At 72.0% G+C, this 16,897-nt stretch carries 15 protein-coding genes; 4 read left to right on the plus strand and 11 right to left on the minus strand.

The features are described from left to right. Positions 1-129: a hypothetical protein gene (locus tag ABZ928_RS37590; protein WP_361528806.1), complete on the minus strand. Its 129-nt coding sequence runs from the start codon at positions 127-129 to the stop codon at positions 1-3. A gap of 106 nt (positions 130-235) precedes the next feature. Then, positions 236-1,222, minus strand: a complete 987-nt coding sequence (locus ABZ928_RS37595; RefSeq protein WP_361528808.1) for a winged helix-turn-helix domain-containing protein — start codon at positions 1,220-1,222, stop codon at positions 236-238. A 304-nt stretch (positions 1,223-1,526) separates the two neighbouring features. On the opposite strand from ABZ928_RS37595, the gene ABZ928_RS37600 reads away from it, so the two are divergent. Continuing rightward, positions 1,527-2,774, plus strand: a complete 1,248-nt coding sequence (locus ABZ928_RS37600) for a serine hydrolase domain-containing protein (protein WP_361528810.1) — start codon at positions 1,527-1,529, stop codon at positions 2,772-2,774. Positions 2,775-2,967: 193 nt separating this feature from the next. Beyond that, entirely contained in the window at positions 2,968-4,182 is a 1,215-nt protein-coding gene (locus ABZ928_RS37605; RefSeq protein ID WP_361528812.1) for an NlpC/P60 family protein, read from the plus strand. A gap of 31 nt (positions 4,183-4,213) precedes the next feature. On the opposite strand, the gene ABZ928_RS37610 is transcribed toward ABZ928_RS37605, so the two are convergent. The 3 genes from ABZ928_RS37610 to ABZ928_RS37620 form a co-directional block, all read right to left on the minus strand. Continuing rightward, positions 4,214-5,614 carry an NtaA/DmoA family FMN-dependent monooxygenase gene (locus ABZ928_RS37610; RefSeq protein WP_361528814.1) on the minus strand — a complete coding sequence of 467 codons (1,401 nt, stop codon included), beginning with the start codon at positions 5,612-5,614 and terminating at the stop codon, positions 4,214-4,216. After that, positions 5,611-6,717, minus strand: coding sequence for an LLM class flavin-dependent oxidoreductase (locus tag ABZ928_RS37615; protein WP_361528816.1), 1,107 nt, complete (start codon positions 6,715-6,717; stop codon positions 5,611-5,613). Before ABZ928_RS37615 ends, ABZ928_RS37610 begins: the two co-directional genes overlap by 4 nt. A gap of 289 nt (positions 6,718-7,006) precedes the next feature. Further along, the gene (locus ABZ928_RS37620) at positions 7,007-7,474 is read right to left on the minus strand and encodes a MarR family transcriptional regulator (RefSeq protein WP_361528818.1); all 468 of its coding nucleotides are present in this window, start codon (positions 7,472-7,474) and stop codon (positions 7,007-7,009) included. Positions 7,475-7,537: 63 nt separating this feature from the next. On the opposite strand from ABZ928_RS37620, the gene ABZ928_RS37625 reads away from it, so the two are divergent. Beyond that, complete coding sequence (locus tag ABZ928_RS37625; RefSeq protein ID WP_361528820.1) at positions 7,538-7,906, plus strand: VOC family protein; 369 nt, start codon at positions 7,538-7,540, stop codon at positions 7,904-7,906. A 22-nt stretch (positions 7,907-7,928) separates the two neighbouring features. Here ABZ928_RS37625 and ABZ928_RS37630 read toward each other — a convergent pair whose 3' ends face one another. The 6 genes from ABZ928_RS37630 to ABZ928_RS37655 form a co-directional block, all read right to left on the minus strand. Next, the gene (locus tag ABZ928_RS37630; protein ID WP_361528822.1) at positions 7,929-8,423 is read right to left on the minus strand and encodes a carboxymuconolactone decarboxylase family protein; all 495 of its coding nucleotides are present in this window, start codon (positions 8,421-8,423) and stop codon (positions 7,929-7,931) included. A 179-nt stretch (positions 8,424-8,602) separates the two neighbouring features. Further along, a complete protein-coding gene (locus tag ABZ928_RS37635) occupies positions 8,603-9,799 on the minus strand; it encodes an ABC transporter substrate-binding protein (protein ID WP_361528824.1) in 1,197 nt (398 codons plus the stop codon). Positions 9,800-9,837: 38 nt separating this feature from the next. Next, a complete protein-coding gene (locus ABZ928_RS37640) occupies positions 9,838-12,363 on the minus strand; it encodes an ATP-binding cassette domain-containing protein (protein ID WP_361528826.1) in 2,526 nt (841 codons plus the stop codon). 12 nt (positions 12,364-12,375) lie between these two features. Further along, a complete protein-coding gene (locus ABZ928_RS37645) occupies positions 12,376-13,245 on the minus strand; it encodes a branched-chain amino acid ABC transporter permease (protein ID WP_361528828.1) in 870 nt (289 codons plus the stop codon). Positions 13,246-13,464: 219 nt separating this feature from the next. Next, complete coding sequence (locus tag ABZ928_RS37650) at positions 13,465-14,823, minus strand: FAD-dependent oxidoreductase (RefSeq protein ID WP_361528830.1); 1,359 nt, start codon at positions 14,821-14,823, stop codon at positions 13,465-13,467. Between the two features lie 134 nt (positions 14,824-14,957). Further along, positions 14,958-16,028 carry an NAD(P)-dependent alcohol dehydrogenase gene (locus ABZ928_RS37655; RefSeq protein ID WP_361528832.1) on the minus strand — a complete coding sequence of 357 codons (1,071 nt, stop codon included), beginning with the start codon at positions 16,026-16,028 and terminating at the stop codon, positions 14,958-14,960. 62 nt (positions 16,029-16,090) lie between these two features. On the opposite strand from ABZ928_RS37655, the gene ABZ928_RS37660 reads away from it, so the two are divergent. Then, positions 16,091-16,885 (plus strand): SDR family NAD(P)-dependent oxidoreductase, encoded by a 795-nt coding sequence (locus tag ABZ928_RS37660; protein ID WP_361528834.1) that lies wholly within the window; start codon positions 16,091-16,093, stop codon positions 16,883-16,885. The last annotated feature ends 12 nt before the right edge of the window (positions 16,886-16,897 follow it).

Here is a 16,897-nt window from a genome sequence, read left to right on the forward strand (position 1 = left end):
CTAGACGCCCTGCGCCCGGGTGATGCGGACGCTGTCGAGGCCGAGCTCGGCGGACTGGGCGACGACGATGCCGGTGGCGACCGCGCACAAGGCGGCGGTGGTGGTGAGGGTGGAGCGGAACAGGCGCATGAGAGCCGTCTCTTCCTGTGTGTGGAGGGTGCCCCGCCCTGCGGCCGGGGCCTGGAAGACGACTCGAACCCTAGAGAGGGGAGCGGGCCCGCGGTCCTGACGGATGTCAGGGGGACAGCAGGTTGACCAGCGCCCCGCCCGTCGCCGTGCGCCGGGCCACCACGTGCTGTCCTCGGCGCTCCCGGCTCAGGAGGCCGGCCGCCTCCAGCTGGCCGCAGTGGTAGGTCACGGTCGCCGGGGTGCAGTTGAGCTCGGAGGCGAGGGCGCCCATGGTGCACGGGCGCGCCAGTTCGCGCAGGATCCCGGCCCGGAGGGCGCCCATCACGAGCCTGAGCGGGTCGCGTTCGGCGGGGGCGGTCTCCTGAGCGGTCCACAGTGAGTTCAGGCCGGGCACGGGATAGCCGAACCACACGGCGTCGGACCGGTCGAAGCTGAAGACCGAGGCACCGTTGCCGGACACGATGGGCACCAGCACCACGCGGCGGGCGCCGCGCTCGAACGTCTCGGGGTGCGGGTCGGGCACGTACAGCGTCTGCCCTTCGAAGCGGATCTTGGGCCCGAGTCCTGCCAGGACGAGCGGCAGGGCGTTGCTGACGACCGCCACCCCCACGCGTTCGGTCTCCCGGGCCAGCAGGGAGCCGGCCCGCGCCCAGACCGGCCCGAAGGCCTCCCACACGGCCCCGAGAATGGCCGCGTACGCCTGGATGAAGGCCTTGGGCCGGTCGACGACCGACTGCCACTGCCGGGGGAGCGTCCCGTCGAAGTCCGACTCCAGCTCCTGGAGCAGCAGCCCGGGCGGGACCTCCGCCAGCCGGTCGAGCTGGACGGAGAGATCGGTCTCCCACAGCGGCGCCGTCGGGGTGAGGCAGTCGGGGACCATCGAGTACTCACGGGTGAACAGCGGCCGCAGCACCGCCTCCGCGCCCTCGGGCACCGCCGAGCGCAGCGCGCGCCGCCAGGTGGGGTGCAGGCCCTGGGAACGTCCGCCCAGCGCGTCCGCGACGAGCGACATCAGGGTGACGCCGGGCTGCGCCACGACCGACACCGGCACTGATTCCAGTGGCCCCAGACACAACTCGGAGAACCGGGCCATGAACACTCCCCCGTCGACGTACCGAACACCTCTTGGGACGCGCGGGTTTCCGCAAAGGTTTCGAACAGCCTGGGCAAAGACGCCGACCGGGACACGTTTTGAAGTGGCTCGAAATGCTGGGCCCCGCCCGCGGCTGTGAACAGACTGTGTCCGACCACGGGGGACGGTGGCGGCCGACCAACCGCACATATCGCCGCGCCCCCGCATGAAGAGGGGGAACCACATGAACTCGGCATCGACCAGGGCTCCCACTCCTTGGGCCTGCGCCCTTCGACCTTTTGCCCTTTCGACATGAGGATCTGATGTGACGTCGAACAACCGCCGACGCCTGGCCGCCGGTGCCACCCTGATCGCCGCGCTCGCCGCCGGTGTCGTCCCCGCCACCACCGCACAGGCCGCGCCCGCCGTTCCCGGCGCCGCACGGGTCACCACGCCCGCCCCCGACATGGACGGTGTGGTCGCTGCGCTGAACGCCGCCATGGCCCAGGGCGCGCCGGGCGCGATGGCCCGGTTCACCGGACCCGAGGGCGTCCAGGCCCGCACGGTGGGCGTGCGCGACCGCGAGTCGGGCGCCGCCATGGACATCCGCGCGCGCTTCCGCATCGGCAGTGTCAGCAAGACCTTCTCCAGCGTGGTCCTGCTCCAGCTCGTCCAGGAGGGGAGACTGGCGCTCGACACGCCGGTGAACCAGTACCTGCCCGGGCTGCTGCCCGACGACCGGATCACGGTGCGCCACCTGCTGACCCACCGCAGCGGGCTCGCGGACTACACCGACGCGATGTTCGAGCAGACCGTGCCCGGCTTCGAGGCCGTACGCAACCGGGTCTTCAGCTACCAGGAGCTGGTGGACCTGTCGCTGAGCGAGCCCCGCACCACCGAGCCCGGGGTCTCCTACAAGTATTCCAACACCAACTTCGTGGTCGTCGGCATGCTCATCGAGAAGCTCACCGGGAACCCGGTCGCCCAGGAGTACCAGCGCCGCGTCATCAAGCCGCTGGGGCTGCGCAACACCTCGTACGTCCACCCCGACGTGCACATCGCCGGGCTGCACGTGCACGGGTACCTCCACCCCGACGAGGCCGGCGCCCCGCTGGTCGACTCCACCGAGCAGACGGTCTCCTGGGCCCAGTCGGCCGGGGCGATCATCTCCAGCCCGGGGGACCTGAACACCTTCGTCACCGCGCTCATGCGGGGCCGGCTGCTGTCGCCGAAGATGCTGGAGGCGATGACCACCGTCACCCCGACCGACACCACCAACACCCGCTTCTACGGCCTCGGTCTGCGCCGCTACGACCTGTCCTGCGGCACACAGGTCTACGGCCACACCGGCACCGTGCAGGGCTTCTACACGTACGCGTTCGCGACCCGCGACGGCCGGCGCAGCCTCTCCGCCATGGCGAACACCTCGAACAAGGGGTCCGCCAACACGGCGCTCGGCGGCACGCTGGAGGCCGCGTTCTGCGGCAAGAAGCCCGCCGCCAAGGCGTCGTCGCCCACGCAGTTCAGGTCGTCGGTGCTCCCGGCGGAGTCGGATCTGCCCGAACACCGCTGAGGCCCCACCGGGAACGATGACCGTGGCCCTCGACCCCCTGGTGCGGGGGTCGAGGGCCACGGTCAAGGGGAGGGAGGGACGAAGGTCACAGAAGCGTATCGGGCATTTGGTGCTTCGATCTTCACGGAAACTTCTCAAGTTGGCTAAGTTAGTTGCCACTTGCACAACTGCCTCGTACGGAAGGAGCGCCACGGTGGTGGATGGGGCCGAGGAGCCGAGCCGCGACGAGGTCCGGCGCAGGATCGACCGTCTCTACGACCGGGCGGAGAGCGACACGGGCACGTTCAACGCGACGCGCGCGGCAGCGATACCGCGCCAGCGCGGCACGGCCGACCGCGCCCGGTCCCAGGCGCCCATGGCACCCGACGTCGGGGCCCTGGCCCGCCAGTGGTTCGACACCGCCCGGGCCAAGCTGGGCCCGACCGTGCCGGTGTCGCAGCCGGAGAGAAGAACGCCCGACCGCGGTGACCGCCCCGACCGTCCCGAACGCCCCGAGCGCGAGTCCCGGGCAGCGCGACCCGCACCCGCGATGGAACGTCCCGCGGAACCCCTCGCCCTCGAAGCGCCCAAGGCGGCCCGTGCGTCCACCGGCGGTGCCCTGGAGCTGACCAGCGGACCCGCTCAGGCTCCGACCATGGAGTTCGTGCCGGAGCCCACCGAGATCGTGCCAACCATCCCGGAACCCACGGCAGTCGCTTACCTGTCGGATGTGCCGGCGGGCGGAGTGGACACGTACGGTGCCGGCCCGGAGACCGGCTCGGCCGCCCTGTACGACCCGTACCTGCCGGCCGACCCGTACCTGTCGGCAGAACCGGCCGCTTTCTACACCGACACTCCGCCGGCCGGCTCGATCACCGCGACCTACGGCGCCGGTCTGGAGAGCGTCGCCGCGGTCGCCTTGACGGCCGCGCCCGCCGCACCGGTCGCCGATCCGCTCGCGTTCACCGCACCGATCGCCGAACCGGCCGCGCCCGCCGCCCCGCCCACCATGGCCGCCGCCCCGCCCGCCACTTACAGCGAATCCTGGCCACCGGCCGCCGTGAGCCACACCCCCCAGGCCGAGCGGGTGATCGCCTTCGCCCGGGCACAGATCGGCCGGCCCTGTGTCTGGGGCGCGGTCGGGCCCGAGTCGTACGACGCCGCCGGTCTGACGCAGGCCGCGTGGAAGGCCGCCGGTGTCACGCTGCCCCGAACCGCCCAGGCCCAGGCGGGAGTCGGGGTGCAGGTCTCCCTCGCCGACGTACGGGTCGGAGACCTGGTCTTCTTCCACGACGACCTCAGCCACGTGGGCATCTGGAGTGGCGACGGCATGATGATCCATGCCCCGGGCCCGGGGGCGGCCATCCGCGAGGAATCGGTGTTCTTCGCGGGCCAGTTCGCGATCAAGGGCGCGGTCCGCCCGGCCTGATCCGCACCGTCGGGTGGACCTCTTCCGGCGGTCAGCCCGCCTGGCGTCGGGCGGGCGCGGACCGGTGGGTGAGGGGTTCGCGCAGACCGAGATGTTCGCGCAGGGTGGTGCCGGTGTACTCGGTGCGGTAGACGCCGCGTTCCTGGAGTTCCGGGATGAGGAGATCGACGATGTCGTCGAGACCGTTCGGGATGAGGTACGGCGTGACGTTGAAGCCGTCGATCGCGCCGTGCCGCACGAAGTGGGTGAACTTGTCGGCCAGGGCGGACGGAGTGCCGACGTGGCCGCGCTGCGGACCGAGCGCGATGACGGTCTCCCGCAGCGACCAGCCGTGCGCCTCCGCCTTCGCCCGCCACTCGGCCACCACCTCGCGCGGATCAGCGATGCGGCGGGCGCCGAAGGAGCCGTCGTTCTCGGCGACGACCGGATCCTCCTTGGGCAGAGGGCCGTCGGCGTCCCGGCCGGACAGGTCGATGCCCCACAGCAGCCCGGCGATCCCCAACGCTGTTGCAGGGGTGACCTGTTGCAGCCGGATCCAGCGCTTCTTCTCCTGGGCCTCCTCCTCGGTGGCGCCGAGGATGATCTCGGTGCCGGGCAGGATCCGCAGGTCGTCGTCGGGGCGGCCGACGGCCCGCAGGCGGGTGCGGATGTCCTCGGCGAAGGCCAGGGCGTCGTCGAAGTCGTTGCCGTGCGCGGAGAAGATGACATCGGCGTTGCGGGCGGCGAAGTCGCGTCCCTCGCCGGAGTCACCGGCCTGGAAGATGACCGGGTGCCCCTGGGCGCTGCGCGGCAGGGTGGGGGCGAGGTCGACGTCGAACTGCGGTCCCCGGTGGCGTACTTGGCGGACCGCGCCGGGCGTCGACCACTCCCGCGCGCCGGTGGAGGCGGCGGCCGCTCCGTCCTCCCAGCCGTCCCAGAGCGCGCGGGCCACGGTGAGGAACTCCTCGGCGCGCCGGTAACGGTCGGCGTGGTCGAGGTAGCCGCCGCGGCGGAAGTTGGCGCCGGTCCAGGCGTTGTCCGTGGTCACCACGTTCCAGCCCGCACGGCCTTCGGAGAGCAGGTCGAGGCCGGAGAGGCGGCGGGCGAGATCGGCGGGCTCGTTGAAGGTGGAGTTGGAGGTGGAGACCAGTCCGATCCGCCGGGTGACCGCGGCCAGCGCGGCGAGTTGGGTGATGGCGTCGGGGCGTCCGGCCACGTCGAGGTCGTGGATCCTGCCGTCGACCTCGCGCAGCCGCAGCCCCTCGCCGAGGAAGAACGCGTCGAACAGGCCCCGTTCGGCGGTCTGGGCGACCTTGCGGAAGGACGCGGGGTCGATCTGGGAGCCGCTGTCGGGGGCGGACCAGATGGTCCAGTGGTTGACGCCCTGGAAGAACACCCCGAAGTGGAAGCGGGCGTCCGGCCGGGGGACGTCGAGGGGGTCGGTGCGGGTCATCGGGCTTCCTCCTGGACGGCCACGGCCGGGGCCGCGAAGCGGTTGGCGGGTCGCTCCAGACCCAGGGTCGAGCGCAGGGACGTACCGGGCAGGGGGCGGGCGACGAGGCGCCGCCCGGACAGCGCGGGCAGGACGAGGCGGGAGAGGACGGGCAGCTCCTCGTCCAGCACCAGCGGACGCAGCCGTACGCCGTCGACGTACCGGCTCAACTCGCCGAGCAGGGCGGTCAGTCCGTCCGCGGAGCCGATGTGCCGCAGCCGTCCGCGGTCGGTCCACGGGGCGTGCCGTTCCAGGTCGGCGACGCGCTCGGCGGCGGTGGCCTCCGGAGTGTCCAGCGCCACCTCGACCTCGGCGAAGGCGCGGGGCGTGCCCGCGGCAGCGGCGGCCGTCGCGATCGCGGGGAGGTCCCGTCCCGTCACCAGCGCGACGTCGAGCTGCTCCGAAGGCACCTGGCCCGGGTCCCCCAGGACGACGAGCTGCCCCTGGGGCGGGCGCGGCACGATCGCCGGGCCCTTCACGGCGTAGGTGTCACCGGTGAAGTCGATGTAGTGGAGCCGTTCGCGGTCGAGATAGCGGCTCGTGGCCACGGAACGGATGACCGCGTCGTCCTCCCACGAGTCCCACAGCGCCCGGGCCACCTCGACCCCGTCGCGGGACTCCCGGGCCCGCGCGGCGCCGTCGGCGACCGGCGGGCGTCCCCAGGCGCGGGCCGCCTCCGGACGCTCCTCCTCCGTCACCACCCACCCGGCGTGGCCGGCGGAGATGTGGTCCAGGGACGCCAACTGGCTGGAGACATGGAAGGGTTCGGCATACGTGAGGGGGAGTACGGGTGCGATCCCCACGGTGCTCGTGGACGCCGCGACGAACGCCGCGCGCTCCACCGCGCCGATGCGGCCCACGGGGTCGGGCGCGGCGCCGGGCGGCAGTACGCCGTCGTCCAGCGTGATCAGGGTGAACCCGGCGTTCTCGGCCACGGCGGCGACCCCCGCCACGCGGCGCGGGGTGAGCAACTGGTCGGGCGAGTGGGCGGCGCGGCGCCAGGCCGCGGGGTGGGCACCGTCGCCGTCGATCTCCAGGGCGAGGTGCAGGGCGGGGCCGGACATGGATTTCCTTCCGAGGAACACGAACGCTCGCGGCCACAGGGCCACGACGAGACGGCCGGCGCGGCGGGCCGGCCGGGATCAGACGTGTACGGAAGGACAGACGGCGGAGGACGTACGGCAGTAGTCGACATGGCGCCGGGTGATCAGCCACGCACCCGTGCGCACACCCCGCGGTGCCGCGCCGGTTGCGTGCATGAGGCCTCCACCCGTCAGAAAACGCGAGTTCAACGTACGTCGGGAGCCCCGGCGACTGTCAAGACCACTTGGGGTGTGCGCACCGACGGCGAGATCACGCCTGCTGTGCGCCCTCGTCGTCGCCGTGCAGGGAACGGATCATGCTCTGGAGGATCCGGAACGCGTCCGACCGCTCGGTCTCGGTCAGGCCGGACAGCATTCTGGCCTCGACGGACCGGACGGCCGCGCTCGCCGTCTCCAGGCTTCGCCGGCCGCTGGGCGTGAGGCGCGCGGGAAGGGCCTTGCCGACGGGCGCCTCAGCGGGCCTGGTCACGTAGCCGTCCCGTTCCAGGGCCTGGAGCAGCACGTTCATCGTCTGCCGGGTCACGAACGCGCCCCGCGCGAGTTCGGAGTTGGACAGGCCCGGTCGTTGCGCCAGGAGTTCGAGGCAGGAGTAGTGGGTCACGCTCATCCCGAGCGGGCGCAGCACTTCCTCCATGGCGGCGCGCAGCGCGCTCGACGTCTCTTTGAGCAGGTAGCCCAGTGACGTCTCCAGATCGATGCCCGCACTTTCTTGACCCATGTCAGTATTCTGACATACCTTGCCGCATGTCAGAAAACTGACATGCAAAGAAGGAGCGTCACCATGCCCGCCACCGGCCCCGACTTCATCTCGTTCCAGGTACGCGACCTCGACGCCTCGCAGGCGTTCTACGAGCGGTACCTGGGCCTCGTCCGCTCACCGGCCGGACCTCCGCACGCCGTCGTCTTCGAGACGAAGCCGATCGCGTTCGCGGTCCGGGACATCGTTCCCGGCACCGACCTGGCATCCGTCGCCCAGCCGGGTATCGGTGCCGCGATCTGGTTCCACGCCACCGACGTCCAGGCCATCCACGACGCGCTCGCCGCCGACGGCCACACCATCGTCTCCGCACCGATCGACGGCCCCTTCGGCCGGACCTTCACCTTCGCCGACCCCGACGGCTACCAGGTCACGCTCCACGACCGCGCCTGACCGGACCGACGCCGCCGGACGGTCAGCGGCGGCCGTGCCCCGGGCCCGGTAGCGTGCACGCGGTGTCGAGGCCCAGCACGTGATTGAGGCGGCCGAAGGCCAGCCATGAGCCGACGCACATGCTCAGTTCCACGATCTCCGCCTGGCTGTAGTGCGCCGTGAACCGGGCCCAGAAGTCCTCGTCCAGGCCGTGATGGTCGAGGGCGTAACGCTCGGCGTACTCCGCGGCGAGACGGGTCCGTTCGTCGAAGGCGTCCGTGGTCCGCCAGTGCGCGACCGCGTCCAGGAAGCCCTCCTCGACCTTCTGCCCGTCGCGTTCGGTACGCCAGTCCAGGCAGAACAGGCATCCGTTGATCTGCGCGATGCGCAGGCGCGCGGCCTCGAACTCGCGCAGGCCGAGGGTCGCGTACTCGTAGACGGCCAGGGAGAACGCGCCGGCCGCCGGACCGATCCCGGGCACCAGGTCGCCCCAGACGTACAGGAGGGGGTCGGTTCCCGGGGGGATGTCGATGCGCATGATCACCTCATTCCCGGTCCGCCGCCTCCGGCCTCGTCACCGCTGTGGGAATCATGGGCGGAGGGTAACGGCGCGCCCCTGAACTTCCCATAGCCGTGCGCCCGCGATCGGTGTCGGGTGGGGCCACGACGGAGGAGGATCGATGTCTCCGTCGTGGCCCTCGCCCGTGCGCCGGGTGTTCAGTCGCGGGCCGGCGGGGTGTAGAAGTCGCCGACGGACGTCCAGACGCCGTCCTTCACGACGACCCGCTGCACACTGCGCGTACCGAGGTGGTCGCTCGCGCCGAACTTCATCACCGGTGACACCCCCGGGTCCACCCGGGACGCCTTCTGGTAGGCCGCCGTGAGGGACTGGGACGTGACGGGCCCCTTGACGGTCTTCGCGATCTCGGCGAACACCTTCGCGTTGCTCCAGCCCCACAGGGCGAGGAAACCGGCGTCCTGACCGGGCTCGTACTTGGCCATCGCGGTACGGAACTCCTTCACCGCGGGGTCCGGGTCCGAGGGCGCCTTCACCAACTGGACGGCCTTGAGGCCCTCGGCGGCGTCCTTGGCCAGCGAGACCGTGGACTCGGCGGCCACGGGCGCGTAGGCGTAGGTGGGCAAGGACAGGCCTTGGAGCTTGGCCTCCTTGAGGAAGGCGGCGGCCTCGGGGGAGGTCAGGATCAGCACCACCGCCTGGGGCGAGGCGGCCTTCACCTTGCTGATCACCGGCGTGTAGTCGGTGGTCTGGTACTTCACCGCCAGCCGGTCGACCTCCACCGAGGGGTCCACCTTCTTCGCGACGGGCTCCACCTGCTCGGCCACGTTCACGAACGCCGCCGGGTCGCTGTGCACGACGAGGATCTTCTTCGCGCCGTCCTGGACCGCCCAGGCGGCGACCGCGGCGGCCTGGTCCTCGTAGAGGGTCTGGGTGCCGAACAGGCCGGGGCGCGGCGGGTTGTACCAGGACTCGGTGCCGCCCACCTCGTTGAGGACCGGGACCTTGGACTGGTTGAGGACGAACGGGAAGGCCGCCTCCGCCTGCGAGGTGCCGTTGGCGTTGACGATGGCCACGACCTTGTCCTGGCCGACCAGTTCACGGGCGATCTGCACGGTCTGCTGCGGGTCGGCCGCGTTGTCCTTGACCGTCCACCTGACCTTGCGGCCGTTGATGCCGCCCTGGGCGTTGAGCATCTTGAAGTAGGCGTCGGCGCCCGCCTTCTCGGCCACACCGTAGGTGGCGGTGGCGCCCGTGAGGGGCAGCCACGCGCCGATGTGGATCTCGGAGGAGCTGCCACCGGCGGCCGTGGAGTCGTCACCGGCACAGGCGTTGGCGGTCAGGGCCACCACGGCGAGTACGGCGGTCGCGCCCGCGGCGCGGCGGAACTTTCTCATGGTGCGGAACACGGTCCACCTCGTTCACAACGGGATTGTCAGTTCACTGGAGAAGTGCGGGCGTCGACCGCCACGACAGGGGTGGGCGCGTCCGGTGCGCCACTGAAGTAGGCCGCCTCCGCCAGCGCCGCGAACTCCGGGTCACCGGGCCGGCCTCGGGCCGCGACGACACCCTCGTGGAGCACGGCCACCTCGTGGCAGACGGACATGGCCCGGCTGAGGAGCTGTTCCAGCAGGACGACGGTCAGGCCCTCGCGGGCCAGCGCGGTCAGCCGGTCGTACACCTCGTCGACCAGGGCCGGGGCCAGCCCGAGGGCCGGCTCGTCGACGATCAGGACGTCCGGCGCGACGATCAGGGCCCGGGCGATGGCGAGCATCTGCTGCTCTCCGCCGGACAGCCCGCCCGCTGAGTCGGACATCCGGTCGCGCAGCCGCGCCGGCAGCCACTGGACGGTCTCCTCCAGCCGCTCGCGCAGCGGCGCACCGGTGATGCCCGCCGCGTACGCGGCCACTTCGAGGTTCTCGCGCAGGGACAGCGTCCTGAACAGGGCCCGCCCTTCGGGGGCGAGGCTGGTGCGGACGGTTCCGTCCGATTCCCGGTCGCCACGGGTGGGTTCGAGCGAGCCGTGCAGGATCCCGGCCAGCGTGCTCTTGCCCGCTCCGTTGGCGCCGGCGATGCCCAGCACGACCCCTTGGCGGACGTCGAGGTCGATGTCGCGCAGGGCGACCACACCGCCGTATACGTGGCCGACGCCGTGCAGGCGGACCATGCTGCGGTCGCCGACGTGCTCGGGCGGCCGGGTCCGGCCGGCGACGCTGCCCAGGTACGACGACCGTACCTTCGGATCCTCCAGCACGATGTCCGGGGTGCCCTCGCCGATGGTGCGGCCGAAGTCGAAGGCGAGCACCCGGTGGGCGACGGAGAAGAGGTCGTCGAGGACGTGGTCGATGACGACCACGGCGGTTCCCCGGGCGTGCATGCGCCTGATGTGCCGTGCCAGCAGAGCCCGTTCACTCGCGTCGAGGCCGCCGAACGGCTCGTCCAGGATGAGCAGCCGGGGATTCTCGGCCAGCGCACGGGCCAGGTCGAGCCGCTTCTGCAGACCGAACGGCAGCTCTCCCGGGCGCCGTCGGGACACGTCCGCGAGCCCGACGGAGCGCAGCAGCCGCGCGACCTCGGCCCGGTCCCGTGCGGTGATCCGGCGGCGGGTGCACAACACGTTCTCCTCGACGGTGAGTTCGGGGAACACCTCCGCGTGCTGGAAGGTGCGGCCGATGCCGAGCCGCCGCCGTGCGGTCGCCCTGGCCGCGAGCAGGGGCCGGCCGGCGAAGTCCGCCGTCCCGGTCACCCGGCCGTTGCCGGTCAGTCCCGACAGCGCGTTCAACAGGGTCGTCTTTCCGGCCCCGTTGGGCCCGATGACCGCCAGGATCTCGTCCTGGCGCAGAGTGAGGGAGGCGTCCTCCAGGGCCTTGATCCCGCCGTACGACACCGACACGTGCTCCAGGTGCAGCAGGATGGGGCCGTCGCCTGAAGGCTCGCGCGGTGCGAGTTCCGCCGGTTCGTCGGCGGGCGGCGGTACGTCCTGCTCCGGCCGCGTCCGCATCCGCCGCAGGAGGCTGCGAGCGGGCTTGGCCAGGAACGGCACGACCCCGCCCGGCAGGAACAGCAGCACCGCGATCAACACGAGGCCCTGCACGACCGGTTGGGGCATCCCGACGGCGGAGGAGAGCGAAGGGTTCCAGGTCAGATAGATCCCGCCCGCCGCCGCGCCGAGGATCGTGCCGACCCCGCCGAGCACACACGCGGCGATCAGCGAGATGCCGAACGTCAGCGAGAACGGATCAGGGCTGACGAACCCGGTGAGCAGGCCCAGCAGCACCCCGGCGAAACACGTGCACGCGCCGCTCACCGCGAACGACAGCGACGACTGCGCCTCCGGCGCGATACCGATCGTACGGGCCGCCAGGGGGTGCGACTTGGCCGCCACCAGCCGCATCCGCAGCCCCGAGGCGGCGGCCGGTACGGCCAAAGCGAGGACGACGGCGGCGGCGCCGACCGCGAGGTATTGGGCCTCGGTGCCGCCGCCCAGGAGCGTGCCCAGGCCGAGGGCGCTGCGCAGCTGGACGACCGGCACGCCCTGGTCGCCGCCGGTCACGCCGCTCCAGCGGTTGACCAGTTCCAGGGTCACCGTGGTGAACGCGAGGGTCAGCAGGGCGATGTAGAGCGCCGAGAACCGGGCGCCCGCGTATCCCAGAAAGCCTCCCAGCGCGGCACCGGAGGCGACGGCGGCGAGGAGGACCGCCTCCAGCGGCCAGTCGTGCCCGCTGCCGTACGCGGCGAAGTAGGCGCCGATGGCGAAGAACGCGGGGTGGCCCACCGACCAGATGCCGGACCAGCCGGCGAGCAGGCCGACCGAGAGCACGACGATCGTGTACACGGCCGCCAGCCCCACCGAGTACATCTGGTACGCGGGGATCGCACCGGCGGCCATGAAGGCCATGAGCACCGCGCCGGTCGCCGGGCCCAGGGCGGCCCGCGCCAGGAGGGAACGGTTGAAGACCATGGATGCGACCCCTCAGACCCGTTGGAAGGTGCGGGCGCCGAACACGCCCTGGGGGCGGATCAGCAGCACCAGCACGGTGAACGAGAACACGAACGTGTCCCGGAAGCTGGCGGAGACGTAGTTCGCCGCCAGGTTGTCCAGGACGCCGATGGTCAGACCGCCGAGGACGGCGCCGTACATGCTGGTCAGGCCGCCCAGGAAGATCCCGGCGAAGGCGCGGAACAGCGGTGCGACGAGCGCGGTGGGGACCAGCCCTGAGCGCGGTGCGTACAGACAGGCGGCGAGCGCGGCGAGACCGAGGCCCAGCGCCCAGGAGATCCTGGCCAGGCGCTGCGAACTCAGCCCGACGATGCGGGCGGTGTCCGCGGACTCGGCGGCGGCGCGCATGGCCGAGCCGAGTGTGGTGCGGGCGAACAGATAGCCCACCAGCGCCATCGCCACGGCGGCGACCGCGATCGTCAGCAGGCTCTGGACCGGCACGGCCGCGCCCGACCAGCGCACCGTCCCGTCGACCAGGCTGGGGAAGGCCCTGGGTTCGTCGCCCCAGATCGAACCTGCCGCGCTCTCGGCGATCAGGGACACGCCCATCGTCACGACGAGGGCGGAGAACAACTGCCCCTGTCCCAGGGGCCGTATCACCGTCTCCCGGACCAACAGGCCCGCCGCCACGGTGATCGCGACGGCGGCGAGGACGCCGAGCACCGTCGCCACACCGCGGTCGTGGAGCGAGAGCGCGACGTACAGGCCGAGGGTCGCGAGCGACGCCATCGCGAAGTTCACGACGTCCGTGGCCCGGTAGATGATGACCAGCCCGAGGCCCATGAGGCCGTACACGGCTCCGCTGGCCACACCGCTGACCAGGACAAGCAGGAACTGACTCACAGTCCCTCCCTAGAGGAAGGGCGCGTTCGCGCCATGCGTGCGAGTGGCATGATCACCTCACCGACCGCAGAGTCAAAGTGAACTCAATTCAGTACGCTAGGCATTCCGGTGCCGGACGGGCAAGCCTCGTGCACGGGATTTGTGCCGCGCGGGCCGACCGGGGGCCGACCGACCGGAGGCCGATTGGGGGCTGGCCGAGAGGGACTCGGCCGACCGGGCTCAGTGCCCGACGGCCGCCGGCGTCTCGGTGAGCGCGGTCCGCGCCGCCGCCAACCCGAAGACCAGCGCGGGGGCGAGACCGCCCGCGTACGCGCGCCGGTACAGCCCGCCCGCATCCGCGCCCGCCGCCAGCAGCCCCGGCACCGGAGCTCGTCCGCCCGAGCCCGCGGACAGCGCGTGCGTACCGGCGTCGATCAGCAGTCCGCCGAAGGTGAACGTGATCGCCGGGGCGGCCTCGATGACGTAGTACGGCGGTTCGTCGAGCGGCCTGTGGTCCAGGAGCCGGCCCGGCCTCGTGGTGCCACCCGCGGCCGTGGTGGCGTTGAACTCCTCGATACGGTCGCGGATCCCGGCGCCGGGATAGCCCCACTCCTCGGGCATCGACGCGAAGTCCTCCAGGCTGTCCGCCACCGCGCAGCGGGCGCCGGCGCGATGGCACAGCTGGAACTTGTCCACGCCCGGGATCCCCTCCACGTACGAGGCGCTGATCCACTCGCGGTGCACCCGCGCGTCGGCGACCAACAGCCCACGGGCTTCCGGCCGTTCGAGCAGCGCCATGGTGGTGAGATGGTCCCCGACGGTCTCGTCCACGAAGCGCTCGCCCGTCGTGTCGAACAGCAGCGCGTGCTCGCTGTAGTAGAGCGCCAGGTCGACGAAGCGCGCGGGATCCGCGAGCGAGACACCGGCAGGCATCAGATGCCCGTAGAACCCCGCGTCCTTCTCGCCGAAGGCCGCACCCACGGCGCGTCCCAGCGTGAGGCCGGCGCCCCGACTGTGCGGGTTGGCGCGCAGGCCGATGTCCGTGGCCTGCGGGTGGATGTGCTCGGCGCGCAGGGTCGGATCGCCCTGGAAGCCGCCGGTCGCGAGCAGGGTCCAGGTGGCCTCGATCCGGCGCGTGGAGCCGTCGGGCAGGAGGCAGTCGGCGCCTTTGACCCCGCCGTTCTCCGTCACGAGGGAGCGGGTCCGGGTGGCGGTCAGCATTTCCTGGCCCCGGTCGCGGATCAGCCGCTCGCAGGTGTCGAGGTAGTGGTTGGTGTCGACCTGGTGCCCCCGGCCGAAGCCCAGCACGGGCACCGGCGGACGGCAGTCCACCCCGAGCGACCGTATCCAGGTGACGCCGTCGGCGAACCCGTCCACCAGGGCCCCGGCCAGCTCCGGATCCCCGTCCGGATTGACCCGGCGCAGCTCCTCCAGGGTCGGTGCCGTCCATACGAAACCGGCGAAGCGGGCGGAACCGCCGGTGCGCTCCGCCTTCTCCACCAGAACCACCGTGCCGCCTTCGGCGGCCACCCGGGCGGCGGCCGAGAGTCCGGCCATACCGCCGCCTATCACCAGCAGATCCACAGTCTCCGCACCCATAGCGGGTCCCACCGCCTTCGTGTCGCCGAGTGGGACAAGACGCTAATTGAACTCACTTCTGTAGTCGAGAGGGTGGGGCGGGCGGTGGTGGGCGGTGGCGGGCGTGGACCGGGGCCGCACGGGTTTCGGCCGGATCAGTCAGGGATCAGCACCGCCCGCCCCCGCACCCCGCCGGAGCGGAGTCCGGCGATCGCCTCCGTCGCGCCGGAGAGCGGGAACTCTTCGACACGCACCCTGAGGGAGCCTTCGAGGGCCAGGGCGACGACGGACTTCAGCTCGGGCAAGGTCCCCCAGAAGGGCAGCGAGATCCGCGCCCCGGGCGGCAGGACGCCGGGCTTGCGGACCAGGAGCTCCCCGCCGCCGCTGCCCACCACGGCCAGTTCGCCAGCCGGCCGGAGCACGTCCACCGCCGCCTCCAGCGTGGAAGAGGCGCCGACGAAGTCCAGCACGGCCGCCGCCCCGACACCGCCCATCCGGTCCCGCAGGACCGCCGGGGTGTCGGCGCGCAGGAGCGTACTGAAGTGCGCGCCGCACTCGTCGGCGAGGGCGAGCGCCTCCTCCCGCACATCCACGGCCAGTACCTGGGCGGTGGTCGTGGCGCGCAGGATCTGGACGGCCAGATGACCGAGTCCGCCGATGCCTAGGACGACCACGCTCGCACCCTCTCCGTCCAGGACGCGCCGGACCGTCGACACGGCGTGGCAGGCGGTGAGCCCCGCGTCCGACAGGGGCGCCGCCTGGGCGGCGGCCAAGTCGCCCACCGGGACCAGCAGGCGCCCGGACGGTACGAGCATCAGATCGGCCATCCCGCCGTCGCGCCCGAGTCCCGCGCCCGTGCCGACGCGGTCCGCGTCGAGGGCGGCGCGCCGGTCGCAGTAGTTCTCCGCCCCGGCCGCGCAGCGCGCGCAACTCCCGCAGCCCCAGGGGCCGTAGACGACCACGCGCGCACCGATCGCGGGGCCCGTGGCGAGCGGGCCGTGCTCCAGCACCCGGCCCGCGACCTCGTGCCCGAGGGTGAAGGGGATCCGGTAGGGGAGGGCGCCCGGTGGTGCGTCGATGACATGGAGGTCCGAGCGGCAGAGGCTGGCCGCTTCCACCTCGATCAGGACCTCTTCCCCCGTGGGGGAGGGCCGGGCTGTCTCGGTGAGGACCGGTGGGCTGCCCCAGCCGGTCAGTCGCAGTGCTCTTGTCGTGCCTGTTGACATATGAGCGACATTAACAAAAATGAAGTCAGTTCAGGAAGCTGGATGTGAGGCGGTGAGCGTGCATGGGCGGTGAGCACACGGGACGCTTCGACGGGCGGATCGCGCTCGTCACCGGCGCCGGATCCGGCATCGGTGCGGCGGTCGCCCGGGGGCTCGTCGCGCAGGGTGCGGAGGTCTTCGCCGCGGACCTCGACGGTCCAGCGGCGGAGACGGTCGCGAAGGAACTGCGCGGAGCGCACCCGCTGACCGTCGACGTGGCCGAACCTGCCCAGGTCGACGAGGCTGTCGATGAGGTCGTACGGCGGCACGGACGGCTCGATGTCGTGGTGCACGCGGCCGGTGTCGACGACCCCACGGCCAAGGAGTGGATCGCGGAAGCCCTGGTCGCGGACCGGCCCCCGGTGGTGACGGGGCGGCTCGGGGACGACGCGTGGCGGCGGGTCATGCGGGTCAACCTGGACGGGACGTTTCATGTGCTGCGTGCGGCGTTGCGGGTCATGGCGCCTCGTCGGTCCGGAGTCGTGGTCACCGTGGGGTCCTCGTCGGCCTTCGACGCCCAGGCGGGCTATCCGCACTACGCGGCCTCCAAGGCCGGGGTGCATGCGCTGAGCCAGTCCGTGGCCAAGGAGGCGATCGCGTTCGGGATCCGTGTGAACACGGTGGCGCCGGGGCCCACGGAGACGGGGATGGCGGCGCGGACGCCCGCGGCGCTTCGCCAGGGCTTCGCCGATCCTCGGGTTCGTCCCTATGCGACGGCGGAGGAGATCGCCGACGTGGCGCTGTTCCTGGCGAGTGACGAGGCGGTGAATCTCGTGGGGGCCGTGCTGCTGGCGAACGGTGGGCGGTTCACGGTGTGAGACCCGATGTCG

Origin of the sequence: Streptomyces sp. NPDC046909, from assembly GCF_040644695.1 — a bacterium.
GTDB lineage: Bacteria > Actinomycetota > Actinomycetes > Streptomycetales > Streptomycetaceae > Streptomyces.

Bases quoted from the DNA above. Each gene is read 5' to 3' on its own strand.
- ABZ928_RS37590 (WP_361528806.1), bottom strand. From the start codon at position 129: ATGCGCCTGTTCCGCTCCACCCTCACCACCACCGCCGCCTTGTGCGCG.
- ABZ928_RS37595 (WP_361528808.1), bottom strand. From the start codon at position 1,222: ATGGCCCGGTTCTCCGAGTTGTGTCTGGGGCCACTGGAATCAGTGCCG.
- ABZ928_RS37610 (WP_361528814.1), bottom strand. From the start codon at position 5,614: ATGACCCGCACCGACCCCCTCGACGTCCCCCGGCCGGACGCCCGCTTC.
- ABZ928_RS37615 (WP_361528816.1), bottom strand. From the start codon at position 6,717: ATGTCCGGCCCCGCCCTGCACCTCGCCCTGGAGATCGACGGCGACGGT.
- ABZ928_RS37620 (WP_361528818.1), bottom strand. From the start codon at position 7,474: ATGGGTCAAGAAAGTGCGGGCATCGATCTGGAGACGTCACTGGGCTAC.
- ABZ928_RS37625 (WP_361528820.1), top strand. From the start codon at position 7,538: ATGCCCGCCACCGGCCCCGACTTCATCTCGTTCCAGGTACGCGACCTC.
- ABZ928_RS37630 (WP_361528822.1), bottom strand. From the start codon at position 8,423: ATGCGCATCGACATCCCCCCGGGAACCGACCCCCTCCTGTACGTCTGG.
- ABZ928_RS37635 (WP_361528824.1), bottom strand. From the start codon at position 9,799: ATGAGAAAGTTCCGCCGCGCCGCGGGCGCGACCGCCGTACTCGCCGTG.
- ABZ928_RS37640 (WP_361528826.1), bottom strand. From the start codon at position 12,363: ATGGTCTTCAACCGTTCCCTCCTGGCGCGGGCCGCCCTGGGCCCGGCG.
- ABZ928_RS37650 (WP_361528830.1), bottom strand. From the start codon at position 14,823: ATGGGTGCGGAGACTGTGGATCTGCTGGTGATAGGCGGCGGTATGGCC.
- ABZ928_RS37655 (WP_361528832.1), bottom strand. From the start codon at position 16,028: ATGTCAACAGGCACGACAAGAGCACTGCGACTGACCGGCTGGGGCAGC.
- ABZ928_RS37660 (WP_361528834.1), top strand. From the start codon at position 16,091: ATGGGCGGTGAGCACACGGGACGCTTCGACGGGCGGATCGCGCTCGTC.